This is a genomic window from Streptomyces sp. NPDC046859 (assembly GCF_040645135.1).
GTDB lineage: Bacteria > Actinomycetota > Actinomycetes > Streptomycetales > Streptomycetaceae > Streptomyces.
Genome location: NZ_JBEYXR010000022.1, coordinates 83,688 through 106,048, shown reverse-complemented (window position 1 = coordinate 106,048; position 22,361 = coordinate 83,688). Strand labels below are relative to the sequence as shown.

The following is a 22,361-nucleotide window of genomic DNA, read 5'->3' as shown; positions in this document are numbered from 1 at the left end:
GGCCGGGGCAAGGTCGCCGGGCTGGTCAAGCGGCATCGGCGAGGGGACGTCCGCCCCGACGGATGCCCTTCTCGCTGCGGATGCGAGCGCGCTCGCGGCGCTGGGCTGCCGGCACGCCGGTCCAGCTTTGCCTCGCGGTCGGGGTCCGGGGACTCCTTCCACGTCTTGGTGTGCTGGAAGGTGATGCCGCGGCGGGCGAGCAGACGGCGTAACGCCTCGCGGCCGACGCGGATGACCCGCCCATGGACTTTCCGCAGGTGGGCCAACAGTTTGCGGATGGACCGCCCGGCCATCCGCTCCGCCGTCCGCGCCATTGCCGGCTTCCGGCGCGCCAGCGGCGCGCTGTTCTTCCCCTTGCCTGTGGTCCGGCTCGACGCCACCGCAGCCACCTCCCGGCCATTGCGCGCCGCCCCTTGTGGCAGGCCGTGCCCGGCATGTCTCAGCCGTCCCCGCTCCCGCCCCCGCCCGAGCGGCCACAGCGCTCGGGTTGCAGGCCGTGGCATGCCCGTGGCCGTGCCCGGTCCCGCTCACGGGACGACGCCCGAGCGGACCGGGGGAGGCCCGGGGCATGGGCGGCTCGTGGTGACCAGGGGCGGCGGAAGGCGGGTGCCGGTGGGCGCCGGTGCTCTGCGCAGGCCGGGCCACCGGGCCGGTGGGCCGAGGTCGGTGGATGCGGGGTGGTGTGGTCGCCGGCCGGTGGCGGGTCGGTCCCCGTACACCTCTGACACTTTTGACGCCTACCCGTCGAGCAGGTCGGGGGAGGCATCGCAGGGCCAGCCGTCTGTCGCTGCCGCCTGGTGGGCGGCGGCGTGCATGAAGGACAGGTAGATCTTGTAGCGGGTGGGGCGACCAGTCCTGGTCTCTCCAGACCCAGGCGGCGACCGCATCGAACGGGGCCATGGCCTGTCTCCCCGGCCGCCTGGGCCAGGGAGCGCAGCCGCCGGGCCAGGACACGGTCGGGTATGAGCGGCTCGGGGCCGTTCGCCGGCTTGACCGTCTTGCCTGCGAAGTAGAGGAACGTGGTGAAGAAGGACGGCCCGAACCCCGGGAATCCGGCCGCGGAGCCCCTCGGGACGCTACTGCGCCGTGCCTGCTCGACACGGTGACCGCATCGTGCAGGGCCTTCTCCGGGAGGTCCTCGGCGGCCTGGATTTTGTGGAGGGTGGTTGGTCCGCTGCCGCCGGGGAGCCGATCTTTCCCTTCCCCCCCGCACGTAAGTGGCGGCCGATGCCTTTCGGAGTGTCTCGTGTGCCGGTGTGTTGGCGGCCATCGGCGTCACCTGTGCCCGGCTGACCTGGGCGTCTTCGGTGGAGGAGTGGGGGGCCGGTGCCGTGGGTCAGGGGGTGGTTGCCGGGTTGTGACGTAGCTCCTGTCGCCGCTGGGGGAGGCGGTCGTACCGTTGTCGGCACTTCCCCGCCCGGGCGTGTAGTGCCCGCGACCGGATCACCCGTACCGGAACACGTAAGGACAGGCGGGTATACGCACAGGACGGTCCATCATGCCTACCGCGCTTTCGCCCGTCATCGCCGCCTGCGCACGCTGGCTGCTGGCGGCCTTCCCTCCGGCCACCGGCCCGCTGAACCGGGCCCTGGCCGAGGCCCAGGCGGGTCATGCGGCCACGATCGCCGCCGCTCTGCGCTACCCCACCGCGCTGGACGCCGAGCTGCTGGACCTGCTCGGCCCCGGTGGCTCCGGCCGGCTGGACTTCGTCACCGGCGCCGACGCACCCCCGCTGACGGACGCCAGCCACGTCTGGCGCACCCGGGTCGACGAGACCGTCGTCAGCTGGGCGGCCTGCCTGCTGGCCGACGCGGACCTCGCCGCCCTGGCCGCCGCCTGCCTGGCCGCCACCCACCACGGCCCCGACAGCGTGGGTGACGCGCGTCGGTTGATCATCCCCAGCCCGCGTGACCACCGCGCGGCTCCTCTGCTGCGCCATCCGGACTTCCTCGGTCCGATCGCGGACCTCCACCGCGAGTCCCTCCTCGGTCTCCTCGGCGCTGCCCCGGCGGTCACCGCCCCTGATCCCGGGTGACCGTCGAGCCCGTGCGTCCACGGGCAGGCGGCCACCGTCGGGCCGGAGCGGCCTGGCGCGCTCGGGGTGCCTTGGACAGAGTCGGGAATCGTGGAGTGGGCCAGGGTTTGCGCCCCCTCGACCGGGATGCGGCCCTGAGCGAGGGGACTGCAGTGGCCCCGGCGTCCGTGCGCCGTCAGGAGAAACGTGACCGGCTTGATGTGGATGGTGCGGTCCGTCACCGCTCCGCACTCGGTGGCACGCCCCGACAGGCCGGACCACAAGTCAGCCGGCAACGGACGCGAGCGGCACCTGCGGCAGCCTCAATCGCCCGAGGCGATCATCCAGTTGGGAGCGGATCTGGAACCCCTCCGCGTCGGGCCCGTGGGGACCTCGGCCGCCCCTTACCCACGCGGCCCACAAGGGTGGCTTCACCCTTTGCCTCAGGGGGCACACGGCCAGTGAGACCCAAGGAGGTACCGAGATGAGCGCCGGAGAACGGGCCAAGGCAAAGGCCGAGCAGGTCGTCGGAAAGACCGTGCGGACGGCGGCCCACGCGATGCACAAGGAAACCCTTGCGGCGAAAGGCGCCGCTCTCGAAGCACGAGGCAAGATGCGGGGTGCGAAGGAACAGACCCGGGGCTCCTTCAAGCACTGAGCGCGCTGCCGGCGGGGTTGCGTCCTGGGAAGTGGGCGTGATCGGTGTCGATGGGTTCGGGCGTCACTTGCAGTCCAGCGCCCGGCCCCCAGCGCCCGGCCCCCAGCCCTCAGCCCCCGGCGCCCGGCCCCCAGCCCCCAGCCCCCGGCGCCCGGCCCCCGGCGCCCAGCCCCCGGCCCCCGGCGCCCGGCCCCCAGCGCCCGGCCCCCGGCCCCCGGCCCCCAGCGCCCTGCGTCCGGTGCCCGGCGTCCGGCTGTGTGGCGGGTGCTGGCTGTCTGGTGTGGTCTGGGTCTGGGTCTGGTTTTGGGTGGGTCAGTGGGTGTGGGTGATGGCGATTGGTTTGAGTCCGTGTCGGCGCAGGATGTGGGGCACGGTCAGGATCATGGCTTCGGTGGCGCGGGCTGTGGTGATGTCGCCGAGGTCCTCGATCTGTTCGGGCTGCCAGCCGAGGTCGGCGAGGAGGCCGGTGACGGTTCTTTTCGCGTGTTCGTCGTCGCCGGAGAGGTAGGCGGTGGGTGGGGTGGCCAGGGTTTCGGGGGCGGTCATGACCATGTAGAGCATGGTGTTGAGGGTCTTGACGACATGCGTGTCGGGGAGTGCGGCCTGGAGTTTCTCGGCGAGGCTGCTGCCGGGGTAGCACAGGTCGCCGGGCAGGCCGTCGGCGGCGTCTCGGGTTGCGTTGGAGACGTCGATGAGGATTTTTCCGGAGAGTTCGGTGCGCAGGTCGGTGAGGCGCTTAAGGGAGCTGTCGCCGGGCGTCGCGTTGATCACGATGTCGGTGGTGCGGGCGGTGGTGCGCTGGTCGGCGATGGCGATGCGCGGGTCGAGGCCGACGGTGCGGGCGGCGGTGTCTTCGGGGCTGCGTCCACCGATGGTGACGTGGTGTCCGGCTTGGGAGAGCTTGCCGGCGAGGTTCGTGCCGACGCGGCCGGCGCCCAGGATGCCGATGTTGCTCACGGGGGTGATGCTCCTTGCGGTATCGGGGTGGGGGAGAGTGCGGGCGTTCGGTCAGGCGATCGGTGCGAGGACCTTGAGGGCGGCCCCGTGGATGCCGGGGGCGGCGGCCAGGAAGTCGCGGCTTTTGGTGGTCCAGGGCTCGCCCGTCAGGTCGGTGACGGTGCCTGCGGCCTCGGAGACCAGCAGGGCGCCGGCGACCAGGCCGGAGCGGACGTCGGAGAACTGCCAGAACGCGTCCATGCGTCCGGCGGCGACGTGGATGAGCTGCATCGTGGCGGGAACGGACACGCGCACGACCAGGCCGTTGACGAGCATCGCGGTCACGGAGTCACCGATTTGCCGGAAGGTGCGCTCGTCCTCGCCGGGCTTGGCCTGGCCGGTGCCGACGAGTGCGGCGCCCAGGTCGCTCTTGGCGGACACCTTCAGGGGCCGGTCGTTGAGGCGGGCACCGCCGCCGGCGACGGCGGTGTAGGTGTCGCCGGTCAGCGGCAGGTGGACGACGGTGAGTACCGGCTGGTTGTCGCGGACCAGGGTCGCGGTGACGGCCCAGTCCTCCATGCCGTGGACGTGGTTGATGTTGCCCTCGGCGGGATCGACGACCCACCACTGACCGGGCGGGAGCGCGCCGCCGGCCAGTTCGTCCTGGGCCCACTGCGACCCTTGCCGGGCCCGCAGCAGCGGCTCCCTCAGCACCTCCAGCACCGCGTCGTCGTTGGCGTGGATCTCGCCGACGACCTCGCCCAGACTCACGCCCCGGGCGTGCGAGGTGTAGCGGTCCCGCAGCGTGACGCCGGCCGTCTTCACCGCTGCTGTCACCTCGGACAGCAGCGTCGTCCCGGCGTCGAAAGGCATGGCTGTGCTCATGGTGAGCTCCCTGGGATCGGTCGAAGCGGGCAGTTGTCTCGCCCCCGCACTTCGAAGGTAGGCCCCCCGACCATTAACAACCAGTGCATGCTGGACACTTATAGAGTTACCGGCATGCAACTGGATCTGAACCTGCTCACGGCCCTGGACGCCCTGCTGGAAGAAGGCAGTGTCACCGGCGCGGCAGCACGCCTCCACGTCACCGCACCGGCGATGAGCCGCTCCCTGGGCCGCATCCGCAAGGCCACCGGTGACCCCATCCTGGTCCGCACCGGCCGCAGCATGGTCCCCACCACCCGCGCACTGGCCATGCGCGCCCAGGTCCACACCCTCGTCCAGCAGGCCCACCAACTTCTCTGCGCGCAGCAGGAACTCGACCTGGCGGCTCTGGACCGGGTGTTCACCGTGCGCTGGCACGACGCCCTGACCACCGCCTGCGGCACCGCCCTGACCACGGCCGTCCACCATCAGGCCCCCGGCGTCCGGCTGCGCCTGTCCGCCGAACCCGGGACGGACGACGCCGAGCTGCGCCGAGGCGAGGTCGACCTCGAATCAAGCTCCAGCGCTGCGACGCTCCCCGACATCCGCCACCGCCTCGCCGGCAGGGACCGGCTGATCGTTGCCGTCCGTCCAGGCCACCCGCTCACCGAAGGCCCGCTGAGCCTCGAACGCTACGCAGCCGCCGAACACCTCACCGTCTCGCGACGCGGAAGCCTGCGCGACCCGATCGATGACGCCCTCACCACACGCGGCCTCGAACGACGCGTCGTCGCCGCCGGGCCCACCGCCGCCTTCGCCCTGCAACTCGCCCTCGACACCGACCTGGTCGTCACCCTCCCCGACGCGGTCACCCGCACAGCTCGGACACAACTCGGCCTGGCCACACTGCCGCCGCCACTGTCGCTGCCCGACGTCCCCCTGTACCTGCTGTGGCACCAGCGCTACGACAACGACCGCGCCCACACCTGGCTGCGAGACCTGGCCACCGAAACCGTCCAGGCACTCTTCGCACCACCGACCGCCTCCCAACAGCCCCCCACCAACCGGACCGGGCAGTGACGGACACCGGGGAAGGGCCCACGGCAGCAGTGCGCCCCGCGCGTCCTCGATGCCGACCTCGGCGGCGAGGCGTGCGGCGGCGTGCGCGTGGTCGCCGGTCAGCAGCAGGGGCGCGGTCCCGGTGAGGGACGTGAGCGAGGCGACCATGGCGCCGGCGTTGGGACGCAGCCGGTCCGCCACACCGAGCACACCGGTCGGCGTTCCGGCCACGGTGACCAGCACGGCGGTGCGCCCGGCGTTCTCCAGTTCACCGGCCAGGGCCGCCACCCGGGCGGAGTGGGGAGCTGTCGCGCCGTTCAGCGTGCGGGCCGGTGCGCCGACCGCGACCGAGCGGCCTGTTGATGGCGGCGGTCACACCGACACCGGACGTGGAATCGAAGTCCTGTGCTACCGGCAGGGCGAGCCCGCGCTCACGTGCCGCGTCCACCACGGCACGGACCAGCAGATGCTCGCTCGGGTGCTCCACCGCGGCGGCGAGCAGCAGCAACTCGCCCTCGTCGGGCCGGAACGCGTCAGCCGCCGGAGGTCGGTGACGCGCGGTGTGCCCTCGGTGAGCGTGCCGGTCTTGTCCAGGGCCACCGCGTCGACCTGCCCCAGCCGCTCCATGACCACGGCGGACTTGACCAGCACACCGTGACGTCCGGCGTTGACGATGGCCGACAGCAGGAGCGGCATGATCGCGAGTACGACCGCCCACGGCGAGGCCACGATCACGAAGGTCATACCCCGCAGCAGCGAGTCGGGAAGATTCCCGCCAAGGCCAGCGGGACGAGGAACACCGCCAGGGTCGCCGCCACCATACCCAGCGAGTAGCGCTGTTCGACCTTCTCGATGAACAGCTGCGTGGGCGCCTTGGTCTCGGACGCCTCCTGCACCATGCGCACGATCCGGGCGATCACCGTGCCGCAGGCGTCCCACTCGACACGCACGCGCAGGGCGCCGGTGCCGTCGAGGGTGCCCGCGAAGACTTCGTCGCCCTGCGCCGCCGACGTGGCCGCTACCCTCCAGGCCCTGGCCACCCCGTCCCGGCTGCGGATTCTGGCACGCCTCCAGAAAGGCCCGTGCGCGGCGACGGAACTCGCCGACGCCGTCGGCACGGAGCAGCCCGCCTGCTCCCACCAGCCGCGCCTGCTGCGCAACCTCGGCCTGGTCACCGGCGAGCGCCGAGGACGCTCGGTCATCCACGCCCTCTACCCCAACCACGTCGCCGAGCTGCTGGAACAGGCCCTCTACCACGCGGAGCACCTGCGCCTCGGCCTACACGACACCCCGGCCTAGGTGTTGCGGGACACGACGCGGGTGACACAGACCGATGTCAGCGAAACCACGATGCTTCCACGGACATCGGTCGGGTACCGTGCGGGCCATGTCGAGTCCTGAGTCAGACAAGGCGGGGGCTTTCGGTCACGCCGTCAGCCCCTGAACCACTGAGCCCTAGCCCTGTCGTCGTGCCGCATTCTGCGGCCGGGCGAGTGGGCCCGTGGGGCTGGCCGCGGTGACGAGATGACCTTCTGGCGCTTCTCCTCACCTCGGAGCCACTCGATGCCTCTTTCGCTGTACCTGCTTGCCATGGCGGTTTTCGCCATGGGCACCTCGGAATTCATGCTCGCCGGCCTCTTGCCGGACATCGCCTCAGACCTCGATGTCACCGTCGGGACAGCCGGAACGCTCACCTCGGCCTTCGCGGTCGGCATGATCGTCGGTGCCCCCCTTGTGGCCGCGCTCGCCCGCAACTGGCCCAGGCGTTCAACCCTGCTCGGGTTCATCCTCACTTTCGCGGCAGCTCATGCTGTGGGCGCCCTCACCACCAGCTTCCCCATCCTGTTTGCCACCCGGGTCGTCGCCGCGCTCGCGAACGCAGGGTTCCTGTCCGTCGCTCTGACGGCTGCCGCCACCCTGGTCCCACCCGGCAAGAAGGGACGTGCGCTGGCCGTGCTGCTGTCAGGCACGACGGTGGCCACGATCGCCGGTGTCCCTGGCGGCTCGGTGCTCGGCACGTTGCTCGGCTGGCGGGCCACATTCTGGGCTGTCGCCGCTCTCTGCCTGCCGACAGCTCTCGGCATCCTTAAGGGAATCCCAGCGGGACGTGATGAAGATGAGGCGACTGGCAGGCCGGCGTTGCGAGCGGAGCTCGCCCAGCTCACACGGCCGCGGTTGATGCTGGTGATGCTGCTCGGCGCGCTGGTGAACGCGGCAACCTTCGCAAGCCTCACCTTCCTCGCCCCCGTGGTGACCGACAGCGCCGGACTGGGCGAGTTGTGGATCTCTGTCGCCCTGGTGCTCTTCGGCGCCGGTTCCTTTCTGGGCGTCACCGTCGCCGGCCGACTGTCCGACCGGCGTCCCGGTCCGGTTATCGCAGTCTGCGGCCCGCTGCTGCTCATCGGCTGGCCGGCCCTGGCGATGCTGGCCACCGAGCCGGTCGCCCTGTTCATCCTCGTGTTCGTGCAAGGCGCACTGTCGTTCGCGCTGGGCAGCACGCTGATCACGCGGGTCCTCTACGAGGCCGCCGGAGCCCCCACCATGGCCGGCTCGTATGCGACTGCGGCACTCAACGTGGGGGCCGCCGTCGGCCCCGTCATCGCTGCGGCCACCCTCAGCACCGAAGCCGAGTACGTCGGGCCGCTCTGGGCAAGCGGACTCCTCGTCGCGGTCGCGCTGCTCATCGCGTTCCCCCTCCTCACCGCCATCACGGCCGTAGGGTCGGCGAGCTGATCGGGCGCGCCTACCCTGCACTGCGGGCCACTTCCCTCGGGTGTCGCCGCAGAGCCGAGCCCGCCTCCCGCGGGAGGCTGAAACACCTGCGGCGGCTACCTCTCTGCCAAGAGGTAGCCGCCGCATCGCTGAAGGTCTCACCTACTCCCTGTCGTGGACGGGGAGTTCAGGGATCACTGGTGAGGATCGATCCCATACGCCTTCCGTCGTCCGCGACTTGGTCTGGGTGGGATAGGAACTGCTTGATCTGCGTGAACGGATCGTTCAGTTCGGCCTCCGCGGAGCGCTCACGACTGCACATGCCTCAAGAGTCGTACCTGAGGTGCAGTGAGCCTTTTCCAACCTCGTCCCTGTATGGCTCATCTGCCTGCTGACGACTGAACCGATCTGTAGCGGGGTCGTGACCAGCAGATCCGCAGTCTGTCCCGGCGGCCCGGACGCTTCGCCGAGCATGGTCAGCGGCGCTGACAGCCGGGTTATCAGGGGCTTGGCCCTTCGGCAGGTCCCATGAGGTGAACCAGTGGGGGAGCGGTCCGGCGGAGGGTGGGGAGGCGAACGGCGGGGTGTGGTCGGTGAGCAGGCGCAGCACGAGACGGCCCTGTGGTCGCTGATCTGCCCGCCGGCTGTCCTCGCCGCGCAACTCGACCGTCTCGCCGGGCTCGTGGGCCTGGACACCGTCGCCCTCGGGGTGATCCCCTTCACGGCCTCGCTGAAGATTCCGCCCACGGGCGGGTTCTGGGTGCATGACGAGCGGCTCGTCATCGTCGAGAACTGGCACGCGGAGCTGTGGATCGACGACGCCGACTCCATCGCCCTGTACCTGCGCACCTGGAGCATGCTGCGGGAGTCCGCCGTGTACGGCCCCGAAGCCCAGCGGCTCATCGGTGACGCGCGCCGGGCCCTGAACGTATCGGCTCGATCAGAGCAGGCGAGTGCCGCCTTGGTGGCGGAGGGTGGAAGCAGACAGTGACGACTACGCCCGACGCCCCCGACCCGTGGAGGTTGCCTCGGGGCCGAGGGGCGTCGGTGTCGGAAATCGGGGCGGCGATGAGGCTTTCAGTTCATCGCCGCCGGTGTGGGGTCAGCGGTGGCCGTGGCCGTGGCCGCCGCTGTGGCGGTGGTGGCCCCAGGACTGGTCGTCGACGAAGCGTCCGCGGTCGTTGCGCAGCGTGGCGGTGTCGGAGCGGTTGTCCCACACGTAGTGGCGGCGGTCCTGGTACAGGTCGCTGTCGGTGTCGCGGCCGATGCCGGTGTGGATGCGGACGGTGGCGCGGCCTTCGAGGCGGTAGTGGTCGAAGGTGTAGGTGTGGCCGTCCTCGTCCTCGAGGGTCCAGCCGTCGAGGTTCACGGTGCGGCGGGTGTTGTTGGTGATCTCCACCCACTCGCGGTTCAGGGAGCGGTTGGAGCGGTCGTCCCGGCCGGGGGAGTCGTACTGGACGTCCGAGATCTTCACCCTCGGCCGCTCGGGGCGGGCGTGGTCGGCGGCGGATGCCGGCAGGGTCACCACCGAGACCAGGGCTCCGGCGGTGAGCGCGGCGGCGGCGATACGGCGAGCGGTGACAGGAGCGAAAACGGACATCAGGTCCCCTCACGTGCGGACACCCTCCCCGGACCAGCCACAAGAGGGCTGACCCGGAGACATTGGTGCGTGTGCGGTCGCGGCCGACTGGCCGCACCCACACTCTGTCCACTCGGTGGAAACGCTGTGGGGGATACGTGCCCTCTGTTACCTCATGTCCAACTTTCCGTGACTCTCAGATGTAACATCCACCTATTTCCCCCCGGAGTGAAGTTGACGCCCCAACAGGCGCACACCCCTTGCAGGCCCTGAGGTGGACGCCCGGTTCGCCAGGTTGCGCCACCCCCCGGCGGCAGAGGGCGTCACCCGAAAGTGAGTAACAGCGCAGCTACAACAGGACCAACCCGACGCACGCGAACTACGGGCACCACGGCCACTGAGGTCTTCTCGGCCGGCCGCTGGGAGCCGAAGACGGTCGGGTGCTGTCCTGCTGGTTGCCGTATTGCGCTGCGGTGCGGTCGGTTCATCACCACTGAGCGTTTTCAGCGGGACCACTGATCGGGTGACGCCGGTCAGGTCGAGGCGAGGACCGCAACGCACAGGGCTCCCGTGCCGTTGGTGGAGGTGTTCGAAGTCCCAACCCATCGGCACAGGAGCCCTGTTGGTTCCCCATCCTGCCGCACTGTCCGTCGGTACCGCTCACGCGTACGTCGCCGGCCTGCTCGCAGGCCGCGCGCCGGGCCTGCTCACGACTCTGCGCGAGCGTGATCCGGAGTTCGTCCTGCTGGACGGAACCCTCGCCGAATGCGACCGCGTCGGCGACAGCCGGGCCGATTCCTCAGCCAAGCACCGCCGCCACGGCGTGATCGTCCAGGTCGTTGCCGACCCCGCGGGCGAGGTGCTGTGGATTTCTCCCGTGCTGCCGGGCAACCACGACCTGACTGCGGCCCGCGCCCACCGCATCATCCGGATCTGCGAGCGTCAGGGCGTCCCGATCCTCACCGACCGTGCTTGCCAGGGCGCCGGCCCCTGGGTCACCATCGGACTCGAGCGGCCACCGGGCGGCGAGCTCACCCTCACCCGGCGCACCGTCAACCGGGCTGCGGCCGCAGCCCGGGCACCGGTCGAACGCGGCATGGCACGGCTGAAGTCCTGGCAGGTCTTCCGCGGATCCCGCATCAGCCACCGCATCACCGTCATCGCCAGAGCTGTCCTCACCCTGGAGAGGCAACGCTGAAATATCTCACTGGGCGGACCTGGCCGTGCCGGTGGCCGCTCGTCGTCCAGCCCTGCAGCGGGCCATGCCGGACAGAGGCCGTGCCTTGCCCTGCCCTGCTGGATCGGCCGCGCTGTCTGTCTCGCTCCAGCTGGTGGGCAGCCAGGCGCTGCTGTTCTACCGGCGTGACGAGGAAGAGTGCGCACGCCGCGCCCGCGTCTCAGCGGCCCGTCCGGACAGTCTTGATGCGCTGCAGACGCTTCTGGCGCCGCCCATCGCACTGGCGTCGCTGCCCGCACGGCTGCGTTCGGCGCTACGGCGGCTTCCGGCCGGTGCCGCCGGCGTCGACCGCCGTGAGGTCACCCGTCGCGGCCGCTCACCGTTGATCTCGCCGTGGTGCGGGCAAGCGCCGCGGGCTGGCGCGGGGGGCTCGAGCAAGCCGGCCGTTTCGCCCCCTTCTGTCGTCGCGCCCTGCTGCTGGACAGCGCTCCACGGTGGCTGAGGAACAGCTGATGGAAGCCGCCTTCTACGGCATCGGCGTCCTGGTGGCCGACGGTGAGAGCGTGGACCTGCTGCTGGAAGCCCGGCCTTGCCCCCCCCGCGCCGCCGTGCCCCCGCGGGATGGTGTTTCACCGAGGAGTTCCGCCACCGCATCGGCTGGTCACGGCTCACCGCGCTCCACGCCCGCCACCGGGCGTGGCGTGGAGGGGGTCTGCGGGCCGACGGGGGCCTGCGCCCACTTGCAGCAATTGCGGGGGCTCGCCGCTGCCCGGAGGCCCTTCCACGGGAGACACGCAGGCCGCCGAGTTTCTCTGTGGGATTGAGGAGGCAGTAGCCGGGAGAGGCCGCACGGATCTGTTCATGCAGACGCTCCAGCAGCCCGCGATCAGCCCGGCCCCACCGCGTGGATCCGCGCGAGGATCTGTACCGGGCGCGCATCAGGAGCAGCGGGGCCGTCGGCCATGGCCCCATCCTCGCGCGCACGACCGGGTCGCGTCCCACGCTCGTCGTCTCGGTCGACGGGCAGGGGTGCGGGGTGGCAGCTGGTTGCTGCCACCCCGCCGGTGCTCACAGGCCCCGTAAGCGGGGTCTGTCGGCCGCTGTGTCCGTCAGTTGTAGACGGCCCAGGCCAGTTGCTGGGAGTTGGTCTGGGCGGGGCAGGACGCCTTGCCCTGGTTGAGCTGGGCGGAGAAGACGTTGACGTTGACGCCGCAGAACGCGGCGGCCACCGGCACGGACACGTTCTGCAGCAGCACGACCTGGTTGCCGTTGAGCAGGTTGTTGGCCTCGACGTTGACCAGGCTGCCGTGTGCCGGCGTCGCCAGTGCCGGGGCCGCGGCCGATCCGGTGATCGCGGCGCCAGCCAGCACCGCGGCGGCGATGGCCTTCTTCACCTTGAGCATGAGCGTTGTCCCTTCCGAACGGTCGAACAGGAACTGCGGTGGCTGGCCAGCCGTCCGGAAACTTATCCCGTGGCCGATGACTATCGCCTCTTCGCGTCGATACTCCGGTATCCGCCACATGCAGTGAGCGCCTGACCGGTACTCACCAGGCCAGCACTTCGCATATATCGGGCATTTCGATGGTAGGGGAAACGTCAATGCAGTAGACGGAAAGGCAATGGACTGGGCCAACGGCCCCCGCCCACGTTGACCGACAACATTCGCTTACATGGACAATTTTCAAAGCCCAGGCCGAACGGACCGCTGGCAGAGCGGCCCGCACGCAATCCACCACGGCTCCCTCGCCGTAGACGACATCACCGACCGCAACTGCCGCTCCTGCGACGGCACGGCTGTCGATCGCGAGGCTTTGTCGCCCGTCCGGGCGTCGAAGCAGGCCCGTCCCGCAACGCCCTCGTGCTGTCACCGGTCGTCGGTAGCGTGATTGCCGTGATGGTGGGTACCGAAGAAACCCGGCTGGTCGTGCTCCGCGGCAACAGCGCCTCAGGGAAGTCGTCCGTCGCGGCCGGCCTGCGTGAGCGGTTCGGGCGCGGCCTGGCCCTGGTCGGCCAGGACAACCTCCGCCGGCTCGTGCTGCGCGAGCGCGACCGGCCGGGAGCGGCGAACATCGGCCTGATCGACCTGACCGCCCGCTATGCCCTGGACGCCGGATTCCATGTCGTGGTCGAAGGCATCCTCTACGCCGACCGCTACGGTGACATGCTCGCCCAGCTGCGCGCCGACCACCGCGGCCCGACCCACAGCTACTACCTGGACGTGCCGTTCGGTGAAACCCTCGCCCGCCACGCCACCAAGCCGATCGCAGACGACGTCAACGAGACGCAACTGCGCGACTGGTACCGGGCGCGCGATCTGCTGCCCGGCGGCATCGAGACCGTCATCGGCGCCGACAGCGCCCTGCACGAGACCGTCGACCGCATCATGAACGACACCGGCCTGGTCCACCTGCCCGCCGTAGACCGCTGACCTGGGCACCGTTGCGACAGATGCGGCGCCTACACGCCGTCACACTCGCGCCGGCCCCGCCCCGACCATGAGGCCGACCACAGATGCGGTCGCGCCACGCCCAGCCCCGACCATGGAGTTGAGCGCGGCGCTTTCACCCCCGACCACGGATGGTCAGCACGCTACGTCTGCGGTCGACGCCCCGACCTGGTCGAACGGCCGGTTCGCTGCCTCTGCGGGCTCAGCTGCTTCCACCGTTGTTCCCCGCTCGATCTGGTGCGCTTGTGGTGCGGTCACCGGTGGTCTTCGCGTCGTGGGCGGGATGCCTTGCGGCTCCGTGAGCGGGCAGGCGTAGGGAAGCAGCCTCGCCCTATGGGAAGCCGGTGATGACGACCTTCCCGTGAGCAGCGCTTTCTGCCTGCCGACGGTCGTGATGACGTGGTGGCGCGGCTGGAGCGGGAGAATGCGCAGCTGCGCCGGGCCGTCGATTCGCACGCGATGGTCGAGCAGGCCGTCGGTGTCCTGGCCGCGGTGTGCGGGCTGGAGCCTGCGGCCGGGTTCGAGGTGCTGCGGGAGGTTTCCCAGCGCACCGACATCACGCTGCACACGGCTGCTGATGGGGTCCTCGACTGGGCGTTGAAACGGAAGCCCCTGCAAGTGTCCGTGGACGGGGATCCACAGGCGGCCCTGAGGCGGCATTGGCATGCCGTGGACGATGTGGACCGGCCCGGCTAGCGCTCAGGCCGTCAGGGCCTGCTCGGTCGTCGGGTAGCAGCCGATGATGCTGTCGACGCCGGTCATCTGCAGCACGCGCCGTACGGATTCCTGGGCGCCGGCGATGCGCACCCAACCCACGGCGTCGCTCGTGTCGCTCACCTGCCGGTGGGTGGCGACGAAGACGTTGAGGCCGCTGGAGTCCATGAAGGTCACACCAGTGAGATCAGCGACGATCCGCGCCGACGCGGGCTCCTCGTCCTTCCCGAGCAGAGCCTTGCTGAGCCTGTCTTGAACGTCGTGGTCGAACTCGCCCCGCACGGTCACGACGCGGACTCCGTCGACAACGCGGTGTTCGACCGAGAGACGGTCCGGCCGGTCGGCTTGCTCGGTGCGGGTCACGATCTTCCTCGACTGCGATCTGGGCTTGCCCTCTTCGGGGCGGGACGTGCGGGGGTGATTGTGCCCCACCGATACGGCCGGCCGCATCTATGAACGCATGCGCTGTGACCGGTGCGGCATGCATACATGCATGGCGACAGCCGGGGTACCGGCGCGCGTAGAGGAGTGAGGACGTGGCTGGTGGGAATTGATGCCGACGGTAAGGGCGGTACAACGCCGCAGGCGCACGTGGTGCGCACCGGCTACGTCCTGGTGGGAGAGGACAGCTGCATCGCCGATGCCCGACACCATGCCGTCGCCTTCCTCGACCAGGCCCACGCCGCTCACGGCGTGTTCTTCTCCGACCGTGTCCGGGACCTGACCCAGCTGGTCGTCAGCGAGCTGGTAACCAACGCCCGCAAGTATGCTCCCGGTCCGGTGCTGATGGAGCTGCTCCTCACCGCTCGCGTCGTGGAAGTGGTGGTGTGGGACAGCGAGCCCACCGTGCCCGAGGCCCGGCCCGCCGACCCGGGCAGGATCGGCCAGCACGGCCTGGAGATCGTCAAGGTCGCCACCGAGGAGCTGCTCATCGAGCAGGAGCCTGTCGGTAAGCGCATCACCGCCCGCATCGCATTATCTGACACCCCCAGCGACACCGCCGGGCGCGGGTAGCGGCTCAGCGCGTTGCTGGACCCTGTCTCAGCAGGTCAGGCACCGCTCGGCGAAATGAGGCCTTCGTGCAGGCGTTCGGGGGAACGGTCACCGCGACCGCTTCCCGAACGGAACCGCTGACGCCGAGGTGACGGGGTCGACAGTCGCCGTGGCGATGGTCCTCACTGCCGCCCACCGGAACTCACCGAGGAGCTCGGCCGCTTGATCGATCCCGAGAGGCACATCTTCCTGGCCCTGGTCCGCCTGTGACCAGGCCACCAAAGCCCGCGCGTTGCGGGGAGCAGCGACAGGCACTCGAAGAATCTCCCACCCGTCAGCCAAAACCAGCAGGTCACCACTGCCTGATGGTTCCGTGACGGTGTGTCCAAGTGGGACCGGCAGGCCCGAGACCGCAGCCTGCACGATCGCCTGCATGCTGTCGCCCAAGGCTCCAGGCTGGTCCTTCGCCAGTGCTCTGACCGCTGTGGTTCGCCGGGTTGAGAGGGAGGACCGGGCTGCTCGGGGAGCCGGGTGAGGACCCCGACGTGGCCGGTGAGTGGGCGGAGTGCGTCCGCTGGGCCGGTGTCGTCAAGGGCGTCTGCCCGGAGCCACGGCCCCCGCCCTCGCCCGAATTCGAGGCGGCGGCGGACCGGCTGACGTCCCTTCGGCCACACCGGGGAGGCCGAGTCCCTGACGGGGCCGGAGCAGCGGCTGCGCGACCGGGGGGTGAGCGGCGCCGGTGCCGGTGGGCGGATCCCCGGCGGTCGCCGCACCACGGCTCGAGCGCCGCAACGGTGCCGGCTGCAACGCTGAATCTGTGTCGCCGGTCGGTTTCGCCGCCTGGGCCCACCAGACAGGCTGGGGCACGTATGGAGTCGTGATCACCAGAGTCGTGACAACCCGCTACGACAAGCGCAGACAGGTCTACGTCGGCACCGGTACCGCCGCTGTGAGCGAAGCAGCGGATTTTTCCGACGGCGGCTCGGCCTGCGGCCGCAGCACAGCCGAGGAACGGCGTTGCCCCGGCCTGTGATGGTCACTAAAGTCGGTCGGGTGACTGCCGGGTCGGCCATGGGCCATGCACGAGTGGGGTTCCCGGCCTCGGCGTGAGCGCGAGGCGGGCAAGAGGCCCGCCCCCCTTTTTTCCGCGTCTTTGCTCCCGGCGCCCGTATGCGGCGCTTCACCACAGCGGATCCCCAGACCGGAGACACACCACTGATGTCCTCTGACCAGCAGTACCCGCATGATTCCGAACTGTCGGCGGCCGGTGTCCAGTTGAACCACACCGTCGTCTACGCAAGCGACCGGCACCTGTCTGCCGAGTTCATCGCCGCGATCCTGGGCCTGAAGGTGGGTGCCCCGTTCGGGCCGTTCCTGCCCGTCGACCTCGGCAACGGCGTGACGCTCGACTACTACGAGAAGAGGGACGAGCCGATCCAGTCACAGCACTACGCCTTCCTCGTGCCCGACGAGCAGTTCGACGCCATGATCGCCCGCCTGGAGGTGGTCGGGGTTACCTACTACGCCGACCCCAGCCACACCGAAGCCGGCCAGATCAACCGTCTCTTCGGTGGTCGTGGCGCCTACTTCGACGACCCGGACGGCCACAACATGGAGATCATGACTCGGCCCTACGTCCGCCCCTAGTAGATGCGGTTGTCGACGCGGTAGGACCGGTGCCGTCCAGAACGAACAGCAACCCGGGCCCGCACGTCGGCACGGGCGGCACGGGCGGCGCACAGCGTACGGAGCGACGGAAACATGGAGAGGGGGAGACCAGGAACCTCGAGAGCGAGTCACTTCTGGCGTACGGGCGGCATCCTGCGGGGTGGCCCCGTGGAGATCGCCGCCTCGGTCCATCACGGCGAGCCGGGTGCTGTTGTTGCGGCTGCAGGATGCCCACGAACGGCGGATTCACCTGATCGCTGAGGCCATCTCGGGCGGATACGCGATCTGAGCGGCGGTCGGTCACAGACTTCGCTGCCTCCCGGTTGGACGGCGCCGACGGGGCCCGGTCGCTGGTCTTGTGCGGGGGTCGGCCTGGCCGGGGCGGGCAGCGCCGTGGACAGGCGCGGGTTGCTCCCCGGATGTCTCATCGCCGGCTGGGGCTGGTGCGGCCAGTGCGAGGGCATCCTTGCGCGCGGTCAGGTCATGCAGCTGCTGCATGAGTTCTGTGACAGGCGGCTGTGTGGTGGGTGGTGTGCCGACCTGGCTTCGTGCGCGCAGCAGTTCACCGTAGAGGGCTCCGTACATTCCGCAGAGCTTGATGGATGCCTCGACACGGTCATGCAGGCCGGTCGCGTAGGGCACGGCGACGGCCACTGCGGCGAGGCAGGACAGCGTGGAGAGCACGATCTGGGCGGTGAGGCGAGAACCCTCGTCGATGAGCGGCCACGCCAGCAGCCCGGTGATGGTGGTCAGTACGGCCGCGGCGATGTTGTACAGGCGGACTCTGCGCAGCAGACGAACCGCCTCTCGCGGGGTTCTCGTCACCCAGTAGCGAGCCCGTGTGACGCTGCTGTCGAGTCGGCGCAGGGCCTCGCCGTCATACGGCACACTGTCAGAACCTTTTCGTCGTCTGACCAACGTCAACAGCACTGACATGGCACTCCCGCACGCGTCCGGTCGTGGTTCCACAGTGACGTCGGTCGAGCGCCCACTTTCAATGCAACGCGCCGATTTCCGGCGCAAAGGGCCCTGTAGGCCGCCGATCAGCCGTATACCCGCTTGCTTTGCGATCACCGCAAGGTGGGTGCATAGTGTGTGAAACGAGCCCAGCCGGGTGTTTCATCCGATGGGCACACTCTGCGCCGGAGCCCCGGCCCGATTACGGCGGGCCGGGGCTCCTCAGGCACAACAGGCGAGACTCTTACGTCCCCCGGTGACTTCTTGCGAGTTCGGTCGCTGTCGAGGCTTCTTAGTCGATCACGCGGAAGCTGCTCGCGGGGAAGGTGCCGGGGACCCCGAACTGGCTGCCACCAGGCAGGACCGTGGCGGCAGGATTGCCGGCGTTGCAGTTGTCGCCGTTGAAGAACTGGACGACCCTGTCGGTGTTGTTGGTGATGTTGAAGCTGGTGAATGCGGGGCGGGTCACGGCCACGCACGCTCCCGGGTCAGCCGAGTACGTCCGCTCGTTGATCTGGATCTCGCCGCCGTGCCTCTTGTGACCGTTGAAGTCCTTCTTGAAGTCGTGGTCGCTGTCGCCGCCGAGGGGGGCCGAGGCGGGGCGGACGGCCTGGGTCGACCGCGCCTGGGGGGCGTCGGCGGAGGCGTAGGTCACGCCGGTGACAGTCATGGCCACGGCTGCCGAGGCGCCGGCGATCAGAGCGGCGGTGCGCTTCTCCATCTTCACTTCTCCTTCTTTGAGGGAAATCGGCTGAGCTGCCGATCTGCGACTGAACCTACTGAGGGCAATTTCCGGCTGCACCTCAAAGATCACTAACGTGTGACCCGCAGCCGCCAACCGGACGTATGCAAGAACATGTGATGGGCGTTCCTGATGTCCCTGACATCTCGTCAAATGACGGTGATACGAGACCGTTTCAGGAAAGGGCTAGGCCAGGCCGGTGAACGCACCGGCGGTCCTTCACCCCGTCGGACCGCCGGGGGTGTGTCGGACCTTGACGCTACTGCTGAGTCACTTTCTGAAGTCTTGTCAAGGACCGGCGCACCCGCGAGTCTCGCTGCCGAGAGTCGATCGGAGGGCCGCGACGGGGTCGGTGACAGGCGCCGGCCGATGGGAGAGTCTCGGCCCGCGGGGGCCGGTCAGGGCGCCGGATTCGCCCGGCCACCGCAGCCCCCGTCGTCCTTGCGGCGGGTGTACACAGCCAGGCGGGCGGTCCGAGACGACGTCTTACCCGCGCACCGCATCGCACTGGGTGCGTGGGCGGATCTGGTGGCCCTGCACCAGGCCACCGGCACGGACGCGAGTGCATCATGCCGAACTGCCCGTGCGCCGGGTGCATCCGCTGCGCCACTGCCATCGCCGCGTCCTCACCGCTTACGCCGCTGTGCGGGCGCTGCATCCGCCGGCAGGGACAGCGGGGGAGTCCTGGGCGGGCAAAAGCACCGGTGACTGCGGCTGCGGGGGACTGGTCCGGCCGAGGGGCCGTGCCACCGCCCGCCACTGTCCCTCGGGGCTGCGCGTCAGCCCTCTCATGGCATGACATCGATGAGACGCTGATGTTCAGACGTCGGCCACGCCGGAGCGTCCGCCCGCCCGGAGGCGTCGCGCCGTCCGGCCGCGAAAAAGACGGCCGGACCTGTCGGCACCGATCCGCGGTTCCCGCACGCTCCGCTCGCGGTAGTGGACGGCGACGGCTCCGCCTACGGCATCGAGGGCACCGTGCCCGACTGCCCCGCGCGCACGATCCCCCAGCCGATGCAGTGGACACTGAGCGAGGTCGGTCGGGGCGCGGCGAAGCTGCACCGCTGCGGCAAGGACTCCGACCCGCTCATCGTGCTCACCGCCACGGCCGCCGTGAAGATCGGGCTCCCCGAGCGCCTCGAGGGCCACGAGCAGCGCCGCTCGCGGCGCCTGCCCGCCGACCACCCGGTCGTCAAGCAGGTGGGACGCGCGACATGGCAGCTCACCCAGCACGGCTTCGGCCGGCCCCTGGGCACGGACCTACCGCAAGGCGCAGGGCCGCGAGCGGCAGTGCGTTCAGCTGGCGATCCTGTCCTGGGACGCCCTCGACGAGCGCGCCTGGCCCGGCGTCACCGCAAGTGAAGCCGGCCGACATCGCCCGCGTCCTCGGCGTGTACGCGACCCGCGTCATCACCCCGCGCGGGTCGACGGCCGTCTCGGGGCCGGAGCTGATGCGGCGATGCGCCCGCCCACCCGCGCCATGCGGGACGGACCGCGAACGGGGTGTCCGGCATCAATCCCGGCAGCCTCGGGACGGAGCCATGCACCCGGCGGAGTCCGTACGGACGGCCCGCGCACGCGTGCCGTCCTCGCATGCCTGCCAGGCGGCGAAGCCGCGATCCGCGGCCTTGTACAGGGGACAGCCGGTCGAGGAGCAGCCTCACACGGCTGCCGGCCCTCCGCTCGGGGCCGTGTCGTTGACGAGCCGCGTGTGAAGTTCCCGGTCTTCCAGACTTCATCACATCGAGAGACGGCTACCTGTTCCACACCAGGAACTTGTCCTTGTCCAGGATGCGGTTATGCAGGTCTGGCTGTTGCAGGAGCTGTTCTGGGCGGGGGAGTGCGGGCAGCGCGCAATTCACAGTGGTCAGTGCTTCCGCGCGCCTGTCTTTTTCACCTGCTCAGGTGATGGATCGAGCCGACATGGAACCGGCACCGCGTCATAATCCGTGCTTTGTGTTTGTTCGTCAGCTCACGCTCGGTACGAGATCCCTCGGCGGGCGGGGTTGTTCATGACCGAGAAAGGCGCCATGTCGATACGGAAAGAGCGTAAGTGGGCGCGGTTCATGCTTGTTGCCGTCTCACTTGCAGCCCCCGGGATCACCTTCCTGTGCGGCACTCAGGTGGCGCGGGCGCATGGGCTTGCCAGGGTCTTCATCATCGTGGCCGGTGTGCTGTCGACGGTGGTGACGCCGTTCCTGGCGCGTAGGGCGCAAAAACGGGACCGGACTACGGCCGTGGTGGAGATCGAGGCGGCGATCGCGGCGGTCGCCGATCACCTGGGGCTCATGGTGACGGTGCCCGGGGAGCGCGCGAAGTACTGCGCGAAGATCGAATCGAAACTTGTCCAGCGGCTCGCCGACCACGCCGCATCCAAAGAGGCCCGTTGCTGCTACTACACGCTCACCTCGTCCGGGCAGCTGGAACTGGCGGAGACCACGTTCAATACAGCCCCCCCGTCGTTCGACCCCAGCGTGGAGAAGCGTCTGCTGAACCTGGACCGAATCCGCTACGTACCTGACAACCAGGACGACGATGACGTCAAGGTCAGCCTGGGAGGAGGACATCGTTCCGTGGTGATCGCCCCCGTCTGCGCAGGCAGTCAGCTGCACGGAGTCCTCGTGATCGACGCCCCCGAAAAGGGATCACTCACCAAGGCGACGGTCCGCGAGTCGTACGTCCGAGCGGTGGCCGGCCTGCTGGGGACAGCCGGCGCGATGAAAGCAGAAGAGACAGCGTCACCGGTGATTCCTGCACAACCGGAAGGCGCTCCCGACGGTCAGAATACCTCCACTTCGGGTAGAGAAGGCTGAGAGGTGCAAATGGGAGTGGACGGCGATATCGACACCTATGCTGACGTTACGACCGCATGACTGGGGGACAGGATGAGTACGCCTGACGGTGAAATCATTGAATCGGGCCGACGGTGGATGGCAGGCGAGGTGTCGGACGACGAATACTTCTCCAAGGTTGCCCAGTCGGCCAAGGCGCCCCGCAGCCATGACTGGCTGGACCGCGTTCTGTCGCTGGTAGCGGCAGTTTTCAAACCGCGCAGTACGTGAGGCCGTAGAGCGCTCATGGTGTGAAGCGCGCCTGCTGCCGCGGAACGGGCGAGCAGGCTGGGCGAACAGACAGACTGCTCGGCCGGTACCTGGCCGCCCGCAGCGCCGCGCCGTGACCGGCTACGACCTCACCTTCTCCAACGAGGCACTCTCCCTGCTGTTCGCGCTCGGCGGCCCCGAGGTGCGCCGCATCGTCCTTCAGACCCTGGCCCAGGCCCGCACCGAAGCCCTGGAATGGATCGAGCACCACTGCCTGGCCGTGCGCACCGGTGCGCACGGCGTGGCCCAGCAGCGGGCCGAACCGGGGCTGCCGGCCACCGTCTACCTGTACCACGAGTCCCGCGCAAGCGACCCGATGCTGCTGGACACGCGGTCATCTCCCCGCGCGTGAAAGGCCCCGGCGGGCGCTGGTGCACCCTCGACTCCCGCCTCCTGCTGCGCGACGTCGTGGCCGCCAGCGAGCTGTTCAACCAGCGCGCCCTCGAACTCGTCTGCTCAGCGCTGGGCCTGGCCACTGAAGAGGTCGAGGTCACCCCCGGCCAGCGGCCGGTGATGCGCATGAACTGGTTCAGGAACTCCTGCCGTTCTTCGGGCGTGACCGTGCGGTATTCCTCGCGGGGGCGGACGCTGCGTCGTCGGGCGATGAAGGCCCGGTGAGCTTCGATGGCCTTGGCCGGGTAGGCAGCGTTGTAGCCCATGGTGCTGTGACCTGCGATGTCGACCACCTCACCGAAGTCCAGGACGCCCTGCTGCGCCTGCTCGGGCAAGCCGCCCGATCT

21 protein-coding genes and 6 pseudogenes are annotated in these 22,361 nt (G+C 69.6%); 17 read left to right on the top strand and 10 right to left on the bottom strand.

Annotated elements, in window-relative coordinates; genetic code table 11:
* Positions 1 to 116: 116 nt before the first annotated feature.
* Together ABZ899_RS27790 and ABZ899_RS27785 are read right to left on the bottom strand one after the other, a co-directional pair.
* Positions 117 to 314: pseudogene (locus ABZ899_RS27790) on the bottom strand (IS630 family transposase); the annotation flags it as partial.
* A 125-nt stretch (positions 315 to 439) separates the two neighbouring features.
* Positions 440 to 1,312: pseudogene (locus tag ABZ899_RS27785) on the bottom strand (hypothetical protein); the annotation flags it as partial.
* Between the two features lie 186 nt (positions 1,313 to 1,498).
* Here ABZ899_RS27785 and ABZ899_RS27780 point away from each other — a divergent pair.
* Both ABZ899_RS27780 and ABZ899_RS27775 read left to right on the top strand, forming a co-directional pair.
* Positions 1,499 to 2,035, top strand: a complete 537-nt coding sequence (locus ABZ899_RS27780; RefSeq protein ID WP_361351034.1) for a hypothetical protein — start codon at positions 1,499 to 1,501, stop codon at positions 2,033 to 2,035.
* Between the two features lie 463 nt (positions 2,036 to 2,498).
* Entirely contained in the window at positions 2,499 to 2,672 is a 174-nt protein-coding gene (locus tag ABZ899_RS27775) for a hypothetical protein (protein ID WP_361351032.1), read from the top strand.
* Positions 2,673 to 2,984: 312 nt separating this feature from the next.
* Here ABZ899_RS27775 and ABZ899_RS27770 read toward each other — a convergent pair whose 3' ends face one another.
* Together ABZ899_RS27770 and ABZ899_RS27765 are read right to left on the bottom strand one after the other, a co-directional pair.
* Complete coding sequence (locus ABZ899_RS27770) at positions 2,985 to 3,629, bottom strand: NAD(P)-binding domain-containing protein (RefSeq protein ID WP_361351030.1); 645 nt, start codon at positions 3,627 to 3,629, stop codon at positions 2,985 to 2,987.
* Positions 3,630 to 3,680: 51 nt separating this feature from the next.
* Positions 3,681 to 4,493 carry an inositol monophosphatase family protein gene (locus ABZ899_RS27765; protein WP_361351028.1) on the bottom strand — a complete coding sequence of 271 codons (813 nt, stop codon included), beginning with the start codon at positions 4,491 to 4,493 and terminating at the stop codon, positions 3,681 to 3,683.
* A gap of 114 nt (positions 4,494 to 4,607) precedes the next feature.
* Here ABZ899_RS27765 and ABZ899_RS27760 point away from each other — a divergent pair, with 114 nt between their 5' ends.
* The gene (locus tag ABZ899_RS27760; RefSeq protein ID WP_361351026.1) at positions 4,608 to 5,552 is read left to right on the top strand and encodes a LysR family transcriptional regulator; all 945 of its coding nucleotides are present in this window, start codon (positions 4,608 to 4,610) and stop codon (positions 5,550 to 5,552) included.
* 21 nt (positions 5,553 to 5,573) lie between these two features.
* On the opposite strand, the pseudogene ABZ899_RS27755 reads toward ABZ899_RS27760, so the two are convergent.
* Positions 5,574 to 6,529, bottom strand: a pseudogene (locus ABZ899_RS27755) (HAD-IC family P-type ATPase); the annotation flags it as partial.
* Here ABZ899_RS27755 and ABZ899_RS27750 point away from each other — a divergent pair.
* From ABZ899_RS27750 to ABZ899_RS27740, 3 genes and pseudogenes are all read left to right on the top strand, one after another.
* A complete protein-coding gene (locus ABZ899_RS27750; protein ID WP_361351024.1) occupies positions 6,495 to 6,830 on the top strand; it encodes a metalloregulator ArsR/SmtB family transcription factor in 336 nt (111 codons plus the stop codon). The pseudogene ABZ899_RS27755 and the gene ABZ899_RS27750 overlap by 35 nt on opposite strands.
* A gap of 264 nt (positions 6,831 to 7,094) precedes the next feature.
* Complete coding sequence (locus ABZ899_RS27745) at positions 7,095 to 8,264, top strand: Cmx/CmrA family chloramphenicol efflux MFS transporter (protein WP_361351052.1); 1,170 nt, start codon at positions 7,095 to 7,097, stop codon at positions 8,262 to 8,264.
* Positions 8,265 to 8,853: 589 nt separating this feature from the next.
* Positions 8,854 to 9,234: pseudogene (locus ABZ899_RS27740) on the top strand (Scr1 family TA system antitoxin-like transcriptional regulator); the annotation flags it as partial.
* A gap of 111 nt (positions 9,235 to 9,345) precedes the next feature.
* Here the strand turns inward: ABZ899_RS27740 and ABZ899_RS27735 are convergent.
* The gene (locus tag ABZ899_RS27735; protein ID WP_361351022.1) at positions 9,346 to 9,843 is read right to left on the bottom strand and encodes a lamin tail domain-containing protein; all 498 of its coding nucleotides are present in this window, start codon (positions 9,841 to 9,843) and stop codon (positions 9,346 to 9,348) included.
* A gap of 622 nt (positions 9,844 to 10,465) precedes the next feature.
* Between ABZ899_RS27735 and ABZ899_RS27730 the strand changes: the two are divergent.
* Positions 10,466 to 11,020: pseudogene (locus ABZ899_RS27730) on the top strand (transposase family protein); the annotation flags it as partial.
* Positions 11,021 to 12,108: 1,088 nt separating this feature from the next.
* Here the strand turns inward: ABZ899_RS27730 and ABZ899_RS27725 are convergent.
* Positions 12,109 to 12,402, bottom strand: coding sequence for a hypothetical protein (locus tag ABZ899_RS27725; RefSeq protein WP_361351021.1), 294 nt, complete (start codon positions 12,400 to 12,402; stop codon positions 12,109 to 12,111).
* A gap of 492 nt (positions 12,403 to 12,894) precedes the next feature.
* On the opposite strand from ABZ899_RS27725, the gene ABZ899_RS27720 reads away from it, so the two are divergent.
* Both ABZ899_RS27720 and ABZ899_RS27715 read left to right on the top strand, forming a co-directional pair.
* On the top strand, positions 12,895 to 13,428 hold the full coding sequence (locus ABZ899_RS27720) for an AAA family ATPase (RefSeq protein WP_361351051.1): 534 nt from the start codon (positions 12,895 to 12,897) through the stop codon (positions 13,426 to 13,428).
* Positions 13,429 to 13,848: 420 nt separating this feature from the next.
* Positions 13,849 to 14,142 (top strand): ANTAR domain-containing protein, encoded by a 294-nt coding sequence (locus tag ABZ899_RS27715; protein WP_361351019.1) that lies wholly within the window; start codon positions 13,849 to 13,851, stop codon positions 14,140 to 14,142.
* Between the two features lie 3 nt (positions 14,143 to 14,145).
* On the opposite strand, the gene ABZ899_RS27710 is transcribed toward ABZ899_RS27715, so the two are convergent.
* The gene (locus ABZ899_RS27710; protein WP_361351017.1) at positions 14,146 to 14,523 is read right to left on the bottom strand and encodes an STAS domain-containing protein; all 378 of its coding nucleotides are present in this window, start codon (positions 14,521 to 14,523) and stop codon (positions 14,146 to 14,148) included.
* A gap of 180 nt (positions 14,524 to 14,703) precedes the next feature.
* On the opposite strand from ABZ899_RS27710, the gene ABZ899_RS27705 reads away from it, so the two are divergent.
* The 3 genes from ABZ899_RS27705 (at position 14,704) to ABZ899_RS27695 (ending at position 16,800) form a co-directional block, all read left to right on the top strand.
* Positions 14,704 to 15,174, top strand: a complete 471-nt coding sequence (locus tag ABZ899_RS27705) for an ATP-binding protein (RefSeq protein WP_361351015.1) — start codon at positions 14,704 to 14,706, stop codon at positions 15,172 to 15,174.
* An 856-nt stretch (positions 15,175 to 16,030) separates the two neighbouring features.
* Positions 16,031 to 16,186 carry a hypothetical protein gene (locus ABZ899_RS27700; RefSeq protein WP_361351013.1) on the top strand — a complete coding sequence of 52 codons (156 nt, stop codon included), beginning with the start codon at positions 16,031 to 16,033 and terminating at the stop codon, positions 16,184 to 16,186.
* A gap of 185 nt (positions 16,187 to 16,371) precedes the next feature.
* Complete coding sequence (locus ABZ899_RS27695; RefSeq protein WP_361351011.1) at positions 16,372 to 16,800, top strand: VOC family protein; 429 nt, start codon at positions 16,372 to 16,374, stop codon at positions 16,798 to 16,800.
* Positions 16,801 to 17,121: 321 nt separating this feature from the next.
* Here the strand turns inward: ABZ899_RS27695 and ABZ899_RS27690 are convergent, their stop codons facing one another.
* Both ABZ899_RS27690 and ABZ899_RS27685 read right to left on the bottom strand, forming a co-directional pair.
* Positions 17,122 to 17,757, bottom strand: coding sequence for a hypothetical protein (locus ABZ899_RS27690; RefSeq protein WP_361351009.1), 636 nt, complete (start codon positions 17,755 to 17,757; stop codon positions 17,122 to 17,124).
* Positions 17,758 to 18,070: 313 nt separating this feature from the next.
* Positions 18,071 to 18,499, bottom strand: a complete 429-nt coding sequence (locus ABZ899_RS27685; RefSeq protein WP_361351007.1) for a hypothetical protein — start codon at positions 18,497 to 18,499, stop codon at positions 18,071 to 18,073.
* A gap of 882 nt (positions 18,500 to 19,381) precedes the next feature.
* On the opposite strand from ABZ899_RS27685, the pseudogene ABZ899_RS27680 reads away from it, so the two are divergent.
* The 5 genes and pseudogenes from ABZ899_RS27680 to ABZ899_RS27660 all read left to right on the top strand — a co-directional run.
* Positions 19,382 to 20,062 (top strand): annotated as a pseudogene (locus tag ABZ899_RS27680) (transcriptional regulator); the annotation flags it as partial.
* A 470-nt stretch (positions 20,063 to 20,532) separates the two neighbouring features.
* Positions 20,533 to 21,333, top strand: coding sequence for a hypothetical protein (locus ABZ899_RS27675; RefSeq protein ID WP_361351005.1), 801 nt, complete (start codon positions 20,533 to 20,535; stop codon positions 21,331 to 21,333).
* Positions 21,334 to 21,405: 72 nt separating this feature from the next.
* The gene (locus ABZ899_RS27670; RefSeq protein WP_361351003.1) at positions 21,406 to 21,582 is read left to right on the top strand and encodes a hypothetical protein; all 177 of its coding nucleotides are present in this window, start codon (positions 21,406 to 21,408) and stop codon (positions 21,580 to 21,582) included.
* Positions 21,583 to 21,613: 31 nt separating this feature from the next.
* The gene (locus ABZ899_RS27665; protein WP_361351050.1) at positions 21,614 to 21,973 is read left to right on the top strand and encodes a relaxase domain-containing protein; all 360 of its coding nucleotides are present in this window, start codon (positions 21,614 to 21,616) and stop codon (positions 21,971 to 21,973) included.
* Positions 21,970 to 22,239, top strand: a complete 270-nt coding sequence (locus ABZ899_RS27660) for a hypothetical protein (RefSeq protein ID WP_361351001.1) — start codon at positions 21,970 to 21,972, stop codon at positions 22,237 to 22,239. Before ABZ899_RS27665 ends, ABZ899_RS27660 begins: the two co-directional genes overlap by 4 nt.
* The last annotated feature ends 122 nt before the right edge of the window (positions 22,240 to 22,361 follow it).

Coding starts and splice junctions, on each gene's coding strand:
- ABZ899_RS27695 (WP_361351011.1), top strand. CDS start 16,372: ATGTCCTCTGACCAGCAGTACCCGCATGATTCCGAACTGTCGGCGGCC.
- ABZ899_RS27670 (WP_361351003.1), top strand. CDS start 21,406: ATGAGTACGCCTGACGGTGAAATCATTGAATCGGGCCGACGGTGGATG.
- ABZ899_RS27720 (WP_361351051.1), top strand. CDS start 12,895: ATGGTGGGTACCGAAGAAACCCGGCTGGTCGTGCTCCGCGGCAACAGC.
- ABZ899_RS27760 (WP_361351026.1), top strand. CDS start 4,608: ATGCAACTGGATCTGAACCTGCTCACGGCCCTGGACGCCCTGCTGGAA.
- ABZ899_RS27725 (WP_361351021.1), bottom strand. CDS start 12,402: ATGCTCAAGGTGAAGAAGGCCATCGCCGCCGCGGTGCTGGCTGGCGCC.
- ABZ899_RS27675 (WP_361351005.1), top strand. CDS start 20,533: ATGACCGAGAAAGGCGCCATGTCGATACGGAAAGAGCGTAAGTGGGCG.
- ABZ899_RS27690 (WP_361351009.1), bottom strand. CDS start 17,757: ATGTCAGTGCTGTTGACGTTGGTCAGACGACGAAAAGGTTCTGACAGT.
- ABZ899_RS27745 (WP_361351052.1), top strand. CDS start 7,095: ATGCCTCTTTCGCTGTACCTGCTTGCCATGGCGGTTTTCGCCATGGGC.
- ABZ899_RS27780 (WP_361351034.1), top strand. CDS start 1,499: ATGCCTACCGCGCTTTCGCCCGTCATCGCCGCCTGCGCACGCTGGCTG.
- ABZ899_RS27775 (WP_361351032.1), top strand. CDS start 2,499: ATGAGCGCCGGAGAACGGGCCAAGGCAAAGGCCGAGCAGGTCGTCGGA.
- ABZ899_RS27735 (WP_361351022.1), bottom strand. CDS start 9,843: ATGTCCGTTTTCGCTCCTGTCACCGCTCGCCGTATCGCCGCCGCCGCG.
- ABZ899_RS27685 (WP_361351007.1), bottom strand. CDS start 18,499: ATGGAGAAGCGCACCGCCGCTCTGATCGCCGGCGCCTCGGCAGCCGTG.
- ABZ899_RS27765 (WP_361351028.1), bottom strand. CDS start 4,493: ATGAGCACAGCCATGCCTTTCGACGCCGGGACGACGCTGCTGTCCGAG.